Source organism: Allobosea sp. 05T439 (genome assembly GCF_056396005.1).
In genome coordinates, this window is record NZ_JBFTKP010000002.1 from 32,394 (window position 1) to 47,831 (window position 15,438).

At 66.3% G+C, this 15,438-nt stretch carries 15 protein-coding genes; 8 read left to right on the plus strand and 7 right to left on the minus strand.

Annotation, left to right across the window (positions count from 1 at the left end; all coding sequences use genetic code 11):
* Positions 1–78: 78 nt before the first annotated feature.
* From AC1DIO_RS02160 to AC1DIO_RS02170, 3 genes are all read left to right on the plus strand, one after another.
* Entirely contained in the window at positions 79–2,454 is a 2,376-nt protein-coding gene (locus tag AC1DIO_RS02160) for an ATP-dependent helicase (RefSeq protein WP_441505346.1), read from the plus strand.
* Positions 2,455–2,576: 122 nt separating this feature from the next.
* On the plus strand, positions 2,577–3,023 hold the full coding sequence (locus AC1DIO_RS02165; protein ID WP_441505345.1) for a GNAT family N-acetyltransferase: 447 nt from the start codon (positions 2,577–2,579) through the stop codon (positions 3,021–3,023).
* Between the two features lie 31 nt (positions 3,024–3,054).
* Entirely contained in the window at positions 3,055–4,002 is a 948-nt protein-coding gene (locus AC1DIO_RS02170) for a 50S ribosomal protein L11 methyltransferase (RefSeq protein ID WP_441505344.1), read from the plus strand.
* Positions 4,003–4,043: 41 nt separating this feature from the next.
* Here the strand turns inward: AC1DIO_RS02170 and AC1DIO_RS02175 are convergent, their stop codons facing one another.
* Together AC1DIO_RS02175 and AC1DIO_RS02180 are read right to left on the minus strand one after the other, a co-directional pair.
* The gene (locus AC1DIO_RS02175) at positions 4,044–4,172 is read right to left on the minus strand and encodes a hypothetical protein (RefSeq protein WP_441476779.1); all 129 of its coding nucleotides are present in this window, start codon (positions 4,170–4,172) and stop codon (positions 4,044–4,046) included.
* A gap of 53 nt (positions 4,173–4,225) precedes the next feature.
* Positions 4,226–4,456: a hypothetical protein gene (locus AC1DIO_RS02180; RefSeq protein ID WP_441489296.1), complete on the minus strand. Its 231-nt coding sequence runs from the start codon at positions 4,454–4,456 to the stop codon at positions 4,226–4,228.
* A gap of 304 nt (positions 4,457–4,760) precedes the next feature.
* Here AC1DIO_RS02180 and AC1DIO_RS02185 point away from each other — a divergent pair, with 304 nt between their 5' ends.
* Positions 4,761–6,605: an aminopeptidase P family protein gene (locus AC1DIO_RS02185; protein ID WP_441505343.1), complete on the plus strand. Its 1,845-nt coding sequence runs from the start codon at positions 4,761–4,763 to the stop codon at positions 6,603–6,605.
* Between the two features lie 75 nt (positions 6,606–6,680).
* Here AC1DIO_RS02185 and AC1DIO_RS02190 read toward each other — a convergent pair whose 3' ends face one another.
* The 4 genes from AC1DIO_RS02190 to AC1DIO_RS02205 form a co-directional block, all read right to left on the minus strand.
* A complete protein-coding gene (locus AC1DIO_RS02190; RefSeq protein ID WP_441489298.1) occupies positions 6,681–6,980 on the minus strand; it encodes an AzlD family protein in 300 nt (99 codons plus the stop codon).
* On the minus strand, positions 6,977–7,687 hold the full coding sequence (locus tag AC1DIO_RS02195; RefSeq protein WP_069879834.1) for an AzlC family ABC transporter permease: 711 nt from the start codon (positions 7,685–7,687) through the stop codon (positions 6,977–6,979). The genes AC1DIO_RS02190 and AC1DIO_RS02195 overlap by 4 nt, the downstream gene beginning before the upstream one ends.
* Positions 7,688–7,699: 12 nt before the next feature.
* Positions 7,700–8,563 (minus strand): AraC family ligand binding domain-containing protein, encoded by an 864-nt coding sequence (locus AC1DIO_RS02200; RefSeq protein WP_441489300.1) that lies wholly within the window; start codon positions 8,561–8,563, stop codon positions 7,700–7,702.
* A gap of 83 nt (positions 8,564–8,646) precedes the next feature.
* Positions 8,647–9,888 carry an MFS transporter gene (locus tag AC1DIO_RS02205; protein WP_441489301.1) on the minus strand — a complete coding sequence of 414 codons (1,242 nt, stop codon included), beginning with the start codon at positions 9,886–9,888 and terminating at the stop codon, positions 8,647–8,649.
* Positions 9,889–9,985: 97 nt separating this feature from the next.
* Here AC1DIO_RS02205 and AC1DIO_RS02210 point away from each other — a divergent pair, with 97 nt between their 5' ends.
* Together AC1DIO_RS02210 and AC1DIO_RS02215 are read left to right on the plus strand one after the other, a co-directional pair.
* Positions 9,986–10,975, plus strand: coding sequence for an AraC family transcriptional regulator (locus AC1DIO_RS02210; protein WP_441505342.1), 990 nt, complete (start codon positions 9,986–9,988; stop codon positions 10,973–10,975).
* A gap of 186 nt (positions 10,976–11,161) precedes the next feature.
* Positions 11,162–11,425, plus strand: a complete 264-nt coding sequence (locus AC1DIO_RS02215; protein WP_441489303.1) for a hypothetical protein — start codon at positions 11,162–11,164, stop codon at positions 11,423–11,425.
* Positions 11,426–11,504: 79 nt separating this feature from the next.
* Here the strand turns inward: AC1DIO_RS02215 and ligA are convergent, their stop codons facing one another.
* Positions 11,505–13,652 (minus strand): NAD-dependent DNA ligase LigA, encoded by a 2,148-nt coding sequence (gene ligA, locus AC1DIO_RS02220; RefSeq protein ID WP_441505341.1) that lies wholly within the window; start codon positions 13,650–13,652, stop codon positions 11,505–11,507.
* A gap of 227 nt (positions 13,653–13,879) precedes the next feature.
* Here ligA and AC1DIO_RS02225 point away from each other — a divergent pair, with 227 nt between their 5' ends.
* The gene (locus AC1DIO_RS02225; protein ID WP_441505374.1) at positions 13,880–14,680 is read left to right on the plus strand and encodes a DUF2189 domain-containing protein; all 801 of its coding nucleotides are present in this window, start codon (positions 13,880–13,882) and stop codon (positions 14,678–14,680) included.
* Between the two features lie 149 nt (positions 14,681–14,829).
* On the plus strand, positions 14,830–15,135 hold the full coding sequence (locus AC1DIO_RS02230; protein ID WP_441505340.1) for a hypothetical protein: 306 nt from the start codon (positions 14,830–14,832) through the stop codon (positions 15,133–15,135).
* Positions 15,136–15,438 lie beyond the last annotated feature (303 nt).

Below are 15,438 nucleotides of genomic sequence, written 5' to 3' on the forward strand. Positions count from 1 at the left end.
ACAGCCTTATCCAGCAATCTGCGGCGCGACAGCCTATATTGCCTCTGGAACGAATCACGATCAAAGCGACCTGAAGCCTTGTCCGATCACACCACGTCCGCCCCTCTGCCCCGCCCCGGCGGCCTCGCCGCCCGCGCCGCCGCACAGCCGGCGGCAGGCTATCTGGCAGGCCTCAACCCGGAGCAGCGGCAAGCGGTCGAGGCCACGGATGGCCCTGTTCTGGTCCTGGCAGGCGCCGGCACCGGCAAGACCCGTGTGCTGACCACGCGCATCGCCCATCTGATCGCCACCAACCGCGCCTATCCGTCCCAGATCCTCTCGGTGACCTTCACCAACAAGGCAGCGCGCGAGATGAAGGAGCGCATCGCAAGCCTCGTCGGCCCCGTGGCCGAAGGCATGCCCTGGCTCGGCACCTTCCACTCGATCTCGGCCAAGATCCTGCGCCGCCATGCCGAGCTCCTCGATCTGCGCTCGGACTTCACCATTCTCGATACCGACGACCAGATTCGCCTTATGAAGCAGGTCATCACGGCCGCCGGGATCGACGAGAAGCGCTGGCCCGGCCGCATGCTGGCGGGCTTCATCGACAGCTGGAAGAACCGCGGGCTTGCCCCCAAGGACGTGCCGCCGGGTGAAGCCGGCGTCTTCGCCGGAGGCAAGGGCGGCGCCCTTTATGCCGCCTATCAGGAGCGGCTGAAGACGCTGAACGCAGTCGATTTCGGCGATCTGCTGCTGCACTGCCTGACGCTGTTCCGGGAGCATGCCGATGTGCTCGCGACCTATCATGAGCGCTTCCGCTACATCCTGGTCGACGAATATCAGGACACCAACACCGCCCAGTATCTCTGGCTGCGCCTGCTGGCGCAGGGCCGGCGCAACATCGCCTGCGTCGGCGACGACGACCAGTCGATCTATGGCTGGCGCGGCGCCGAGGTCGACAACATCCTGCGCTTCGAGCACGATTTTCCCGGCGCGGTCGTGGTCAGGCTGGAACGGAACTACCGCTCGACCGGGCATATCCTCGCCACCGCCTCAAAACTGATTGCCCGCAACGAAGGCCGGCTCGGCAAGACATTGCGCACCGAGGACGAAGCCGGGGAGAAGGTCACGATCACCGGCGCCTGGGACAGCCAGGAGGAAGCCCGCCTGATCAGCGACGAGATCGAGGCGATGCAGAGCAAGGGCGAAAACCTTGCCGAGGTCGCCATCCTCGTCCGCATCTCCGCCCAGATGCGCGAGATCGAGGAGCGCTTCGTCCATGTCGGCGTGCCCTATCGCGTCATCGGCGGCCCACGCTTCTATGAGCGGGCCGAAATCCGCGACGCCATGGCCTATCTGCGCTGCGTGGTGAGCCAGACCGATGATCTCGCCTTCGAGCGCATCGTCAATGTGCCGAAGCGCGGGCTGGGCGACGCGACGGTCCAGCTTCTGCACAACCACGCCCGGGCAACCGGCCTGTCGCTGCTGCAATCGGCCCGTGCCGTGGTCGAGACCGAGGAACTGAAGCCGAAGGCCCGCACCGCGCTGCGCGAACTGGTCGAGGCCTTTGCCCGCTGGTCGACCAAGGCCGAACACATGAAGCAGGGCGAGCTTGCCGAGCAGGTGCTGGAGGAATCCGGCTATACCGAGATGTGGCAGAAGGATCGCTCGGCCGATGCCGCCGGCCGCCTCGAGAACCTCAAGGAACTGGTGCGCTCTCTGGACGAGTTCCCAGACCTGCCGGCCTTCCTTGAGCACGTCTCGCTGGTGATGGATGCCGATGGTGGCGAGGCCGGGGCGCGCGTCAGCATCATGACACTGCACGCGGCCAAGGGGCTCGAATTCGATACTGTCTTCCTGCCCGGCTGGGAGGAAGGCCTGTTCCCGAACCAGCGCGCGCTCGACGAAAGCGGCCGCGCCGGGCTGGAAGAAGAGCGCCGCCTCGCCCATGTCGGCCTGACCCGGGCCCGCAAGCGCCTGAAGCTCCTCTTCGCCTCGAACCGTCGGATTCACGGCCTCTGGCAATCGAGCCTGCCGAGCCGCTTCATCGACGAGTTGCCGGAGGAGCATGTCGAGGTCGTGCAGGCGCCGTCTACCTATAGCCAGGGCGGCTACGGCGCCTCGCGCTTCGACCGCATGGAAAGCTTCGGCTCCTCATACCAGACACCAGGCTGGCAGCGCGCTCAGGAGAATCGTGCGCGGAACGGCGGCGGCTCAGGCTTCTCGGACAACAGCGGCCGCGGTTTCGGCCAGGGTGGCTCGGGCTCGGGCCGCCAGCGCGGCCCGGTGCTGATCGAGGGCGAGTTGACGGCGAAATCGACCGGCAGCTCCGCTTTCGATGCCGGCGCCCGTGTCTTCCATATCAAGTTCGGCCCGGGCTCCGTCGCGAGCGTCGACGGTAACAAGCTGACCGTCGATTTCGACAAGGCGGGCCGGAAGATGGTGCTGGACTCGTTCGTGCAGAAGGCGGGCTGAGCAAGCGCAGCCGTCATGTCCGGCGCGCCGATGCAGAGCATCGCCGAAGCGGTTATGCAGGCCCGGATTGCCCCAGGCCGGTTCCGCAGGAATGCCGGCTCCAAGCCAGCAGGATCAGCACGATGCCCGACGTCGCGGTCAATCTGACCGACACCGCCAATCCCGATCTCCACGCGGTGATCTCGCAGGGCCTGCGGGACTACAATGTCGAGATGGGCGGCGTCAGCGACCACAGGCCACTGACGATCACCATCAAGGACAGCAGGAGTGATGAACTGATTGGCGGCCTGCTCGGTCGCACCTCGCTCGGCCTGCTGTTCATCGACCTGTTCTATGTGCCCAAGACCCAGCGCGGGTCGGGCCTCGGCACCCGCATTCTGCAGATGGCAGAGGCCGAGGGTTTTCGCCGAGGTTGCCGCAAGGCGGTGCTCTACACACTCAGCTTCCAGGCGCCGGACTTCTACAAGCGCTTTGGCTGGAGCGTCTTCGGTGAGATCGCGCTCGAACCGCCCGGAGCGACCCGCTATTTCATGACCAAGGACCTCGCCGCCCCTGCCGACGGCGCATGACATCCGCCCCTGCCCCTGCTATCCCGCCCGCATGCGTGAAGGTCTTCTCCCAGCCACGGTCGCGACCGTGCTCGAACTCTCAACCAGCGGCGACAAGGCGCGCGCGCTGACGGAACTGCTCGGCGAGATCTTCGATCCGACCGAGACGGCTATTTCCTCCTTTGAGATCGAGGACGGCGTCACCACGCTCTCGCTCAGCGCGCCGTGGAAGGTCGAGATTTATTTCGCGACCCATCCCGATGAAGACGCGGTGCGTGACATGCTGCGCCCGATCGTCGGCGACAGCATCGATTCAACCCCCTTCACCACCGTCAACCAGAAGGATTGGGTCGCCACCAGCCTCGACGGGCTCAAGCCCGTGCGGGCCGGGCGCGTGCTCGTCCATGGCGCGCATGACCGCGGCACGGTGCGGGTGAATGATGTCGCGATCGAGATCGAGGCGGCGCTCGCCTTCGGCACCGGCCATCACGGCACCACCGCCGGCTGCCTGCTGGCGCTTGATGCCGAACTCAAGAAGCGCCGCCCGCTGCGCGGCCTGGATGTCGGCACCGGCACCGGGATTCTGGGGCTCGCACTGGCGATGCAAACGAAGCGCCGCGTCGTCGCCGGCGATATCGATGCCGTCGCAGTCGAAGTCGCAGCGCGCAATGCTCGCGTCAACCACGCGCCAGGGGCGCTCGATCTCTATGTCGCGCCCGGCCTGCTCCACGCCAAGGCAAACCGGCCCGACCATTTCGATCTGGTCTTCGCCAATATTCTGGCCGGCCCGCTGAAGCGTCTCGCCCCGTCGCTCGCGCGCGTGCTGGCGCGGGACGGAACCCTGATCCTCTCCGGGCTTCTGGCGATGGATGTCGCCGGGATCGTCTCGACCTACCGGCACCAGGGCCTGTTCCTGGCGCGCCAGTCCCTGCGCGAGGGTTGGGCCACCCTCGTCATGAAAAGGGGCGGCGCGGCCCCAAGACCGCGCCGCCCCTACTAGGCCAGCCACCCAAAGAGGGTGTTGTCGCTCCGAGCTCAGGCTCAGAAGGCGATGTGGCCGTACTTCTGTTCCGCCTCGGCCTGCAGGGCGCGAGCGTCATGCCAGACGGCGGCGGTGAACTTGGCCGTATCGACGACCCATTCGAAGACGTGCTTGACGATGGCGATCATGGTCTTGGTCCTTTTTGGAGCGCGGGCGGCCTCTTCGGGCGCGGCGCTAAAGATCAGCGGTTGAACGGAAGCGCGGCGTCGTTCTTCAGCGCCGTTTGCGGAAAGCCGCCGAGCACGATCTCCGCCTCGTTGACGAGGTAGGAGCGCGCGCGCAGCTCACGGATGGCGGAGCGGCGACGGCTTTCGATCATTGCGACATAGAGGCGCTGCCAGAAGCTCAGACCCGCCGTGTTCATGGCTTTGGCGGCAGGCAGGGCTTCGGTCGCATTCAATACATAGGTCACAGGTCCATCTCCTCATTCCAAACGAAGGACAGTCCCGGTCGCTTCCTCGTTCTCTTATGCAACCAAAGTGGTACTTCTTCGCACTTGCGAGAAGATGATTTCGCAGATGCGAGATATGCGCATGACGCATGCGTACCCCAAATTTTCATTAACATTTGACGCCCACCGCATAGCGAAGAGGCAAAACGCCCAAAACGTCGGCTATGAGGGCCTGCCGACAAAGCAGGCAAGGATGTCGCATTTGCGCTGGCCTTCCGCCGGTTCTGACGCGACGATGGCGGGTATCGCCATGTTTGGACCCGCCATGACCGAATCGCCCGCGCACAATTTGCCGACCTGCCGCTTCCAGTCCTTTTCCGAACCGAGCAATCCGGCCGAAGTCGCGCCCCGCGTCGCGGCCCTGCGCAAGGCGCTCGCTGCACAAGGCCTGGACGGGTTCATCGTGCCGCGCGCGGACGAGCATCAGGGTGAATATGTTCCGGCCCATATGGCGCGGCTCGCCTGGCTCACCGGCTTCACCGGCTCGGCCGGCAATGCCGTCGTGCTGACCGACAAGGCAGTCCTGATCGTCGACGGCCGTTACACGATCCAATCGGCCGAGCAGACCGACACGCAGGTCGTTGCGCCAGTGAAGATGGAAGAGACCCCGCTCGAACGCTGGATCGAAACGAACCTGCCTGCAGGGGCGAGGCTGGGCTACGATCCCTGGCTGCACACCGTCGATGGCGTCGCGAAGCTCGAGAAGGCGGTCGCGGCTGCCGGCGGCACACTGACCGCCGTTTCGCGGAACCCGATCGACGCCCTCTGGAGCGATCGCCCGGCCCCTCCAGCCGCGGCGGTCAAGGCCCATCGCGGTGACTATGCCGGTGAGACCACCGCCAGCAAACTTGCACGCATCCAGGAAGCGCTGACCAAGGCCAAGGTGGACGCATTGGTCATTTCCGACCCGCATGCCCTCGCCTGGACCTTCAATATCCGCGGCGGTGACGTCGAGCACACGCCCCTGCCGCTGGGCTATGGCATCGTCCCGCGCGAGGGGCGCCCGACCGTCTTCCTTGCACCCGAGAAGATCACGAACGAGGCGGGCGACGCCATCGGTGCGGTCGGTGAGATCGCCCCGCCGGCGGCACTCGAAAGGCAACTCGAGGCGCTAGGCAAGGCCAGGGCCAAGGTCCGGCTCGATCAGGCGACGGCCGCCTCCGCACTCGCCACCCTGATCCGCGATGCCGGTGGCACGCCCGATGCCGGCGCCGACCCGATCGCATTGATGAAGGCAAGGAAGAACGAAGCCGAGCTCAACGGGACCCGCGCCGCGCATCTGCGCGATGGCGCAGCCGTGGTGCGCTATCTGTCATGGCTCGCGCGCGAGGCGCCGAAGGGCAAACTCACCGAGATCGACGCGGTCGCCGCACTGGAATCCGAACGCCTGAAAACCGGCCTGCTCAAGGACGTCTCCTTCACCACCATCGCCGGCGCCGGCCCCAACGCCGCCCTGCCCCATTATCGCGTCACGGAATCCAGCAATCGCCGGCTCGAACCCGGCATCTTCCTGGTCGATTCCGGAGCGCAGTACGAGGACGGCACCACCGATATCACCCGCACCATTGCAGTCGGTACCCCGACCGCCGAGATGCGCGATCGCTATACACGCGTGCTCAAGGGCCATCTGGCGATCTCGCGCGTGGTCTTCGTCAAGGGAACGTCGGGCGCGCAGCTCGACGCACTGGCCCGCCTGCCGCTCTGGCAGGCCGGTCTCGATTTCGATCACGGCACCGGCCACGGCGTCGGCAGCTATCTCTCGGTGCATGAAGGGCCGCAGCGGCTCTCCAAGCTCGGCACGACGCCGTTGGAGCCGGGCATGATCCTCTCCAACGAACCCGGCTACTACAAGCAGGGCGAGTACGGCATCCGCATCGAGAACCTGATCGTAGTCGAGGAGCGGAAGATCCCCGGCGGCGACCGCACGATCTATGGTTTCGAGACCATCACCTGGTGCCCCTATGAACGGGCGCTGATCGAGCGCTCGCTGCTCGATGCCGGTGAGATCGCCTGGATCGACGCCTATCACGCGCAAGTCTGGGCCAAGCTCAGCCCGCGATTGGAGGGCGAAGCGAGGGCCTGGCTGGAAGCCGCCTGCAGGCCGCTATAGACGCCGACCACTGCAGTGACACCGCCGCCATCGCTGGGCTCGTCCCGACCATGACGGCGGCTTCAGGTCATGTCCTTAGATCACCATCCTCAGCCCGACCACGGCCAGCACCCCAACGGCAACGACAGCCAGCAGCGGCAGCCGCGTTGCAGCGAGTGCGGCGAGGAGTGCGGCTCCGGTCTCCGGCCAGCCGGTCGCCAGCGCACTCGGCGCGATGACCGCCACCAGCACGGCCGGCGGAATGGCGTCGAAGGCTGCCTGCGCGCGTGGCGACAGATCGAGCCGCCCCGCCAGCGCCAGTCCGGCGATCCGCGTCAGATAGGTGACGGCCGCCATGCCCAGGATGGCGATGAGATTCAGCGTGTCGAGTGTCACGACTTCACGCCCTCCGCAACCACGTCTGGCTCCGTCCCCGCAGCCAGCCAGGCGGCCAGCAGACCGCTCAGCGCCCCCGCCGCGACATGCCAGGGTGGCCCGACGAACTTGTAGGTCAGCGCCGATGCGATACCGGCAGCCGCCACCGTCCAGAACGTCACCCTGCCCTTCCAGAACGAAGCGACCAGCGCGATGAACAGCGCGGTGAAGGCAAAGTCGGCTCCGAGCCTGCGCGGGTCGCCCATTGCCGCGCCGACCGTTGCGCCCACAGTCGTCGTCGTCAGCCAGCATGAGACGAAGGGCACGATCATGCCGAACCAGTAGGCCGGCGTGAGCTGCCGCAGCCGGGCTCGCTTCTCCGCCAGCGCCCAGTTCTCGTCAGCCATGTAGTACAGGCCCGTCAGCTTCTGGGCCGTGCTGAAACGCCCAAGCTTTGGTGCAATCGACGCGCTCATCAGCACGTGGCGGGCATTGATCAGCAGGGTCGAGAAAATGATGGCGAAGACAGGCGCCGGGCTCGCCCAGAGTTCGACCGCAGCGAACTGGGCCCCGCCGGCAAAGACCAGCGCCCCCATGACGAAGACCTCCAGCGGCGAGAGGCCCTTGCCGGCCGCGAGCGCGCCAAAGAGCAGGCCGATCGGGACCGCAGCCAGGGCGGCCGGCCAGATATCGCTGAAGCCCAGACGGGCATCGTCGAGGATGGACATGCAAACAGCCCTTCAGGCCAGATGGGCAGCGCGGAAGGCGCCCGGAGTGACGCCGAGCCGCGCCTTGAAGGCGCGGGTCAGATGCGCCTGGTCGCAAAAGCCGGTCGCCGCCGCAACGTCGCCAGGCATCTCGCCGCGACGCAGGCGATCCCGCGCGCGGCGGACACGGATGTCGACGAGATAGGCATGCGGCGTCAGGCCGGTCTCGCGGCGGAAGGCACGGATCAGATGATGTCGTGGCAACCCGCAACGCCGCGCCATTTCAGCCAGTGAAAGGTCTTCGTCATAGCGCTGCTCGAGCAGCGCACGGGCCTCGGCGATCGGCCCGCGCTCGCGCCCGAGCGGACGCACCGAAAGATCGGCATGGCGCGCCAGGCAAAATGCGTAGGCGCGCAAGAGCCCTTCTTCACCCGCCAGGGCATCGCCGCTTTCCTCCAGCAGACGGTGCGCGGCAGAAAACAGCGCCGCAGCCTCCGGGTCGTGAACGCAGGGTTCGGCGAAGAACGGCGTGCCAAGCACCTCGAATCCGGTCAGCGAGGCCGCAACCTCCTGCATCAGTTCGACGGTCGGATAGGTCATCCGGTAGCGATAGCCGCCGGCATGCGGCAGGCCGTCATGGACATCGAGCGGATGGTTGAAAACCATGTCGCCGGCATGGGCATAAAGCCGCTGGCCCCGTGCATGCCAGATCTCGCAGCCCGCTTCGATCGTGCCGATCGCATAGGTCTCGTGCGCGTGCGGGGCATAGGAATGCGTCTGGAACTTCGCCGACAGGCATTCCAGCCCCGCGAAACGTGAGGCCGTGAAGATGCGGGCATGCTCCCCCGCCAGCAGCGGAGTGTCCAGCAGCGCTTCGCCTTGGCTGATCAATTCCATGCCGCCAGGATACAGCGAATACCGGCCCTGATGTCTTGAAGAAAAGTGATGGCGACGATCACGCGGACCGTCGCCATCCGATCTCAGCCGGCCATGGCCGACGCCGCGCCGCTGGCAGCCGGTGGCTCGCGGCCCAGACCGAGGACGAGGGCAGCACCGAGCAGCGTCGCGGTGGCGAGATAGCCGACGGCGCCCAACGCGCCGAGATGGTCGACCAGCAATCCGCCGAAGATCGCCCCGCCCGCAATAGCGACCTGGAAGGCAGCGACGAGAAGGCCGCCCGCGGCTTCAGCCTGATCGGCAGCGACGCGCACCGTCCAGGTCTGGATGCCGACCGGCAGGAAGCCGAAGGCGAAGCCCCAGAGCGCAATTGCGAACCCCGACACGAGGGTCGAAGCCCCGAAGAGGAGCAGCGTGAGCGCCGCCAGGCCAATCGCGAGCGAGCCCAGCACGACGGCGGCCTTGACGCTGCGTGCGACCACGGCACCGCCAGCGAAATTGCCGAAGAAACCGCCGACGCCATAGGCCAGCAGAACCAGCGAGATCGCCTCGACCTTCAGAAGCGGTACCTGCTCCAGGAAGGGACGGACATAGGTGAATCCGGCGAAGTGCCCGGAGATGATCACCAGCACCGCGAACAGGACGAGCCGGATGCTCGGCCGCCCCAGCAGCTCGAAGAGAGTGCCGATGCTTGGCGCCGCCAGCGGCGGCAGCTTCGGCAACGTCAACACCTGGGCGAGCAGCGTCACCGCCCCGATGCCGGCCGAAATGACAAAGACGGCGCGCCAGCCGATCGCCTCGCCGAGATAGGCGCCGATCGGCGCGGCGCTGACCGTCGCGACCGAGACGCCGGTGAAGATGATCGACATCGCCCGCGGCAGCAGCCTTGCCGGGACGAGCCGCATCGCGGTCGCCGCCGCCATCGACCAGAAGCCGCCGAGGCCGATGCCGAGCAGCAGGCGCGCGAACAGAAGCGTCGTCAGCCCCGTGGCGACCGCAGCCAGCAGGCTCGACACCACCAGCAGCGACGTCAGCGCCCACATCACGATGCGCCTGTCGATACTTCTCGTCATGATCGCAGTCGCGACACCGGCGACCGCGCCGATGACGGCGGTCGCCGTTACGGCCTGCCCAGCTGCCCCGTCGCTGATGCCCAGGTCGGCAGCGATCGGCGTCAGCAGGCTTGCCGGCAGGAACTCGGCCGTGACCAGCCCGAACACGCCCATGGTGAGCGAGAAGATCGCCGGCCACGCCGCTTCGGTGCGTTCCTCGATCTCGGCAGGGATGAATTGCGGGTCCGCGGTAGCGGAAAGGGAATCGGACATGGCGGTCTCCAGGACGTCGGACCAGACAAGTAGAGATGACGCTCTGGAGCTTCCATGTTAGGAAATCCGGAATGCTTGACTATTCGTCCAGGAATCCATGACCGATCCGCTGACAGAAATGCTCCGTGGCCTGCGGCTGGAGGGCGTCGACTATGCTCGTTTCCAGATGACCGCCCCTTGGGGCCTGCTCTTTCCGGCGCAGCAGGCGGCGCGCTTCCACTTCGCCGCCGAGCGCGGCTGCTGGCTACGAACGCCGGAGAACGAGTGGATCCGCCTCGAGCAGGGAGATGCAGTACTGCTGCCGCGCGGTGCCGAGCACGCCTTGGCGAGCGCGCCCGGCGCCTGCACCAAGCCGCTCGGACAATGCCAGCTCCAGACCGTCTGCGGCGACATCGCCGAGGCGCGCGGTGGTGGCGACGGTGAACAGACCATGTTCTTCAGCGGCAGCATGAGCTTCAACGTCGATGGCCAGCACCCGCTGTTGCGGATGATGCCGGAACTGATGCGGCTGCACGAGCTCGCGGCCAACGAACCGGGCATCCCGCCCCTGCTCACGACCATGGCCTGCGAGCTCGCGCTGGACCGGGTCGGTGCCGGCAGCATCCTCACCCGCCTGGCCGACGTCGTCGCCGCTGCGCTGATCCGCTCCTGGGTCGAACGGGGTTGCGGTGATTCGACCGGCTGGGTCGCCGCGGCGCGCGATCCCGATATCGGGCGGGTCCTGGCCGCGATCCATCTCCATCCCAGCGAGGACTGGACCGTCGAGGCGCTTGCCGGAGTCATGCACGCGTCGCGCTCCGCGTTCGCCGAGCGCTTCGCCAGCGTCGTTGGCGAGACGCCGGCCCGTTATGTCGTGCAGGTCAGGATGCATCAGGCCCGGCAATGGCTCGTCCGCGACCGGATGAAAATCGCCATTGTCGCGCGCCGGCTCGGCTATGAATCGGAGGCCGCCTTCAGCCGCGCCTTCAAGCGCGTCATCGGTGCGCCGCCAAGCCACTTCCGAGCGGCGGAAACGGACGGGTTGGCGGCCTTCGACGGCGGTCCGCGGCCGGGCTCGGCGCCGCCGCAGCAGTTCGGCGGCACGTAACGCAAGCCTCTGTGAGTTTGGGTTAGGGCCTGGCGCACACCGGGCCTCGCCGTCACTCTAGATCGCCCCGATGAAATGGGTACGGAATCGGCAAGACGGCCGGAACTATGTGCCGAGGAAGCGGTTTTCCCTTCGACCGCCGAGTGCCCGCTGGGCGGCGCTGTGATCCGAATGGACACCATTATCATGACAACCAGATGTCTCGCTTTCGCCGGCGCAATGGCTCTCACGATCTTCGCCTTACCTCTGACAGCGAGCGCTCAGGGCGTGCCGCGTGGTGCTGCCCAAGGCGCCGATATCGGCAACAGAGCGGCCGGAGCGGTCGGCGGCGTTGCAGGAGCGGTCGTTGGCGGAGTCGCCGGAGGCGTGGTTGGCGGTGTAAAGGGCGTCGTCGGCATTCCGCAGAACACCGGTACCCCAAACAGTCATCGCCACCAACATCGCCGCTGATCGCCTTAGCTCGTGTCCCGCTTAGACAGTCTCGTCACGGCGGGAGCGCCGCGACGAAACAAGCCGATGGCAAGCAGCTTCAGGTGCGCACGAGGGTAAACCAGCCGGCCTCGTCGATCACCTTGACCCCGTGCTTCGCGGCGTCCTTGAGCTTCGAACCAGCTCCGGGTCCGGCGACCAGCAGGTCGGTCTTCGACGAGACCGAACCCGCGACCTTGGCGCCCAGCCGCTCGGCCATGGCCTTGGCCTCGTCACGGGTCATCTGCTCCAGCGCGCCGGTAAAGACGACGATCTTGCCGGCGACCGGACTCGTCGAAGCGACCGCCTCCAGCGGCTGCGGCGTCACCTGCGCCAGCAGCCGGTCGAGCGTTTCCTGATTGTGGGCCTCGGCGAAGAACTCGACCAGTGCCTCGACGACGGTCGGGCCGATGCCGTCGATGGCATCGAGCGCCTGCCGCTCGGGGGATTGCGGGTCAGCAGCGGTCGCTGCTTCGCGCAGGGCCTCGAACGATCCGTAATGCCGCGCCAGCAACCGTGCCGTGGTTTCACCGACATGGCGGATGCCAAGTCCGAAGACGAAGCGGTTGAGCGGTGGCGCGCGCCGGTCCTCGATCGCATCAAAGAGCTTCTTCACGCTTTGCGCGCCGAAGCCTTCCTTGTCCTTCAGCTTCTTGAGATTGGCAGCGTCGCGGGCCGCCAGCGTATAGATGTCGGCGGGTTCCCGTACCGACAGGTCGGGATCGGCATGGAAGAACTCGATCTGCTTGTCGCCGAGCCCGTCGATGTCGAGCGCGTCGCGGGAGACGAAATGCTTCAGCCGCTCGACAGCTTGCGCCGAGCAGATGAGCCCCCCGGTACAGCGGCGCACTGCATCTTCCTTGCCCGTGCGCGGGTTGATTTCGCGCGTCGCATGGCTGCCGCAGACCGGACACAGCGTCGGGAAGACATAGGGCTGCGAATCCCCCGGCCGTTTGCCGAGATCAACGGATTCGACGCGCGGGATCACGTCGCCGGCCCGCTTCACCGTCACCGTGTCGCCGACTCGGATATCGGCGCCGTCGCGGATCGGCTGGCCCTTGGAATCGAAGCCCCGGATGTAATCCTCGTTATGCAGGGTCGCGTTGGTGACGACGACACCACCGACAGTAACCGGGCGCAGCCGCGCAACCGGGCTGAGCGCGCCGGTGCGCCCGACCTGGATGTCGATCGCCTCGAGAAGGGTGGTCGCCAGTTCCGCCGGGAATTTATGCGCGATCGCCCAACGCGGCGCACGCGCGACGAAGCCGAGCCGGGTCTGGAGCGCGAGATCGTCGACCTTGTAGACCACGCCGTCGATATCGTAACCCAGCGTCGCGCGCTGGGCCTCGATCGCGCGGTAATGCGCCAGGAGCTCGCTGACACGCTCGCAGCGGCGCATCAGCGGGTTGGTCTTGAAGCCCCAGCGTCGGAAGGCTTCGACCACGCCGAACTGGGTCGCGGCTGGCAGTTCCGACATCTCGCCCCAGGCATAGGCAAAGAAACGAAGCGGCCGCGCGGCGGTTATCGAGACGTCGAGCTGGCGCAGCGATCCGGCTGCAGCATTGCGCGGATTGGCGAATTCGCGCTCGCCCTTCTCGCGCTGGCGATCATTGATGGCCGCAAAATCGGCATGGCCGAGATAGACCTCGCCGCGGACTTCCGCGACCTCCGGCACATCGTCCCCGACGAGCTTGTGCGGCATCTCCGAGATGGTGCGGGCATTGAGCGTGACATCCTCACCCTCCTCTCCGTCGCCACGCGTGGCCGCGGAAACGAGTTCGCCCTTCTCGTATCGCAGCGACAGCGACAGCCCGTCGATCTTGGGTTCGGCCGTGATGGCGAGCCCGGCATCATCCTTGCGCCCGAGGAAGCTGCGGATACGCATCGCGAAATCCGCGACGTCCTCATCCGAGAACGCATTGGCGAGCGAGAGCATCGGCACGCGGTGGCGGATCTTGGCGAATTTCGAGGACGGCCTGGCGCCAACCTTGTCGCTGAGCGCCTCATTGCCCTTCAGTTCCGCGAACACCTCTTCCAGCGCAACCAGCCGCCGACGCTTCGCGTCATAGGCGGAATCGTCGAGGATGGGCGCATCCTCCTGGAAATAGGCGCGGTCGGCCTCGGCGATCTCGGCGGCCAGCAGCTTATGCTCGGCGCGCGCCTGGCGGGGCGTCAGGTCTTCGACGGGTACGGGTTCGGCTTCGCTCATGACCGTTGTCTTAGGCGAGTTGCTGGAGTCGAGAAAGACCATCGCCTGCGCGCGTCTCACCATCGTGTTCGCACGGGCTTGCGACAAGTTCCGTCATCAGGCGTATAATGGTGGCGCTGGAATTGGATGCTCGACGCCTTCGGCGACTTGACCCAAGGATCGCGTCAGGACCGCCATTGCGCACCGGGCCAGAACCGGGAGGACTGCCAATGGCCAATCTCGACAGCATGATCTCCAATGCTGACCGCAAGACGAATGCGCCTGCCAAGCCCGTCATTGAGCCGCGCGTGCGCACCATCACCACGGCCGATCTGCGCGACGCGCTCTGGCGCGGTTACGAGGACTTCATGGCCCAGCCGAGCCATCTCGTCTTCATCGCATTCATCTATCCGATCGCGGGCGTCGTCATCGCTCAGCTCACCGTGAGCTACAACATCTTCCCATTGCTGTTCCCTCTGCTGTCCGGCTTTGCCCTGCTCGGCCCCTTCGCGGCCATCGGCCTCTACGAGATCAGCCGACGCCGGGAACGCGGCATGAACTCCTCATGGGCGCACGCCTTCGCGATCCTGAAATCCCGCTCGATCGGGACGATCCTTGCACTCGGAGCCTTACTGACCGGGCTCTTCATCACCTGGCTGCTCTCCGCCTGGCTGATCTATCGCTGGCTTCTTGGCGGCATGCCGGTGACCTCGATCGGCGACTTCCTCGGCGACGTACTGACGACACCGAACGGCTGGACCATGATCATCGTCGGTAACGCGCTCGGCGCGCTCTTCGCGATTGCCGCCTTTTCAATGACCGTGATCTCCTTCCCGCTGGTGCTCGACAAGCATGTCGATGTGGCAACGGCGATCCGCACCTCGGTTGCCGCGGTCGAAGCCAACCCGCGCGTCATGATGATCTGGGGCCTCATGGTCACCGGCCTGCTTATCCTCGGCTGCCTGCCGGTGCTGGTCGGTCTCGTCCTGGTCATGCCGATCCTCGGCCACGCCACCTGGCATCTCTACCGCAAGGTCGTGGAGAAATAGCCCGTCTTCCGCAACCGGGCCGGTTCGGCCCGGTTGCGCCGGGCTCCTCAGAAAATCTCCCGCAGCTTTGAACCTGTCTCGCGTCTCGCGCGACCAAAGGTCATGAGGCTGCATCCCGCGGCCTCGCACAAAGCCAAGGGAGAGATTTCATGACCGCCCGCACGATCCTCACCGGCCTTGCCACCGCCTTCATTCTCGGCGCCGGCGCCCTCATCGGCGGCTCGCTGGCCACCGCCACCTCCGCGCAAGCCGCGCCTGGCTGGCACGGCCCTGGCCATCATGGCCATTTCGGCCGCGGTTTTCGTCATCCCCGCCCCTGGGGCTGGGGCCGCCCAGGCTGGGGATACCGCCCGGTCTACGCCAGCGCCTATTATGGCGGCTGCTACAAGGTGTTCCGTCGCGGTTTCGTTCCGGGCGTCGGCCCGGTGGTTCGCCCGGTCACCATCTGCCGCTGAACGCAGATGAATTCGCCTGAAGAGGGTGTCGGAGCGATCCGGCTCCCTCCCAACGCTGCCCGGCGGCGACATCGCTCCGCAGCCCAGCCCACACGCCCCTCGGGGTTCCATCGCGCCTGCAGCCGCCAACACCGTTTGGGAACCTTTGCGCGCCGCACCGGTTCAGTTCTCGTCACAACAGAATAGTGACGCTGAATCACGCGGGCGCCAGCAGCCCGATCAAAGCCGGGGGCTTCACATGAACAACATCATTTACATCGTCGGCCTCGTGGTCGTTGTCCTCGCTATCCTGTCCTTCCTGGG

Coding starts and splice junctions, on each gene's coding strand:
- AC1DIO_RS02165 (WP_441505345.1), top strand. CDS start 2,577: ATGCCCGACGTCGCGGTCAATCTGACCGACACCGCCAATCCCGATCTC.
- AC1DIO_RS02170 (WP_441505344.1), top strand. CDS start 3,055: ATGCGTGAAGGTCTTCTCCCAGCCACGGTCGCGACCGTGCTCGAACTC.
- AC1DIO_RS02175 (WP_441476779.1), bottom strand. CDS start 4,172: ATGATCGCCATCGTCAAGCACGTCTTCGAATGGGTCGTCGATACGGCC.
- AC1DIO_RS02185 (WP_441505343.1), top strand. CDS start 4,761: ATGACCGAATCGCCCGCGCACAATTTGCCGACCTGCCGCTTCCAGTCC.
- AC1DIO_RS02195 (WP_069879834.1), bottom strand. CDS start 7,687: ATGTCCATCCTCGACGATGCCCGTCTGGGCTTCAGCGATATCTGGCCG.
- AC1DIO_RS02200 (WP_441489300.1), bottom strand. CDS start 8,563: ATGGAATTGATCAGCCAAGGCGAAGCGCTGCTGGACACTCCGCTGCTG.
- AC1DIO_RS02205 (WP_441489301.1), bottom strand. CDS start 9,888: ATGTCCGATTCCCTTTCCGCTACCGCGGACCCGCAATTCATCCCTGCC.
- AC1DIO_RS02210 (WP_441505342.1), top strand. CDS start 9,986: ATGACCGATCCGCTGACAGAAATGCTCCGTGGCCTGCGGCTGGAGGGC.
- AC1DIO_RS02215 (WP_441489303.1), top strand. CDS start 11,162: ATGACAACCAGATGTCTCGCTTTCGCCGGCGCAATGGCTCTCACGATC.
- ligA (WP_441505341.1), bottom strand. CDS start 13,652: ATGAGCGAAGCCGAACCCGTACCCGTCGAAGACCTGACGCCCCGCCAG.
- AC1DIO_RS02225 (WP_441505374.1), top strand. CDS start 13,880: ATGATCTCCAATGCTGACCGCAAGACGAATGCGCCTGCCAAGCCCGTC.
- AC1DIO_RS02230 (WP_441505340.1), top strand. CDS start 14,830: ATGACCGCCCGCACGATCCTCACCGGCCTTGCCACCGCCTTCATTCTC.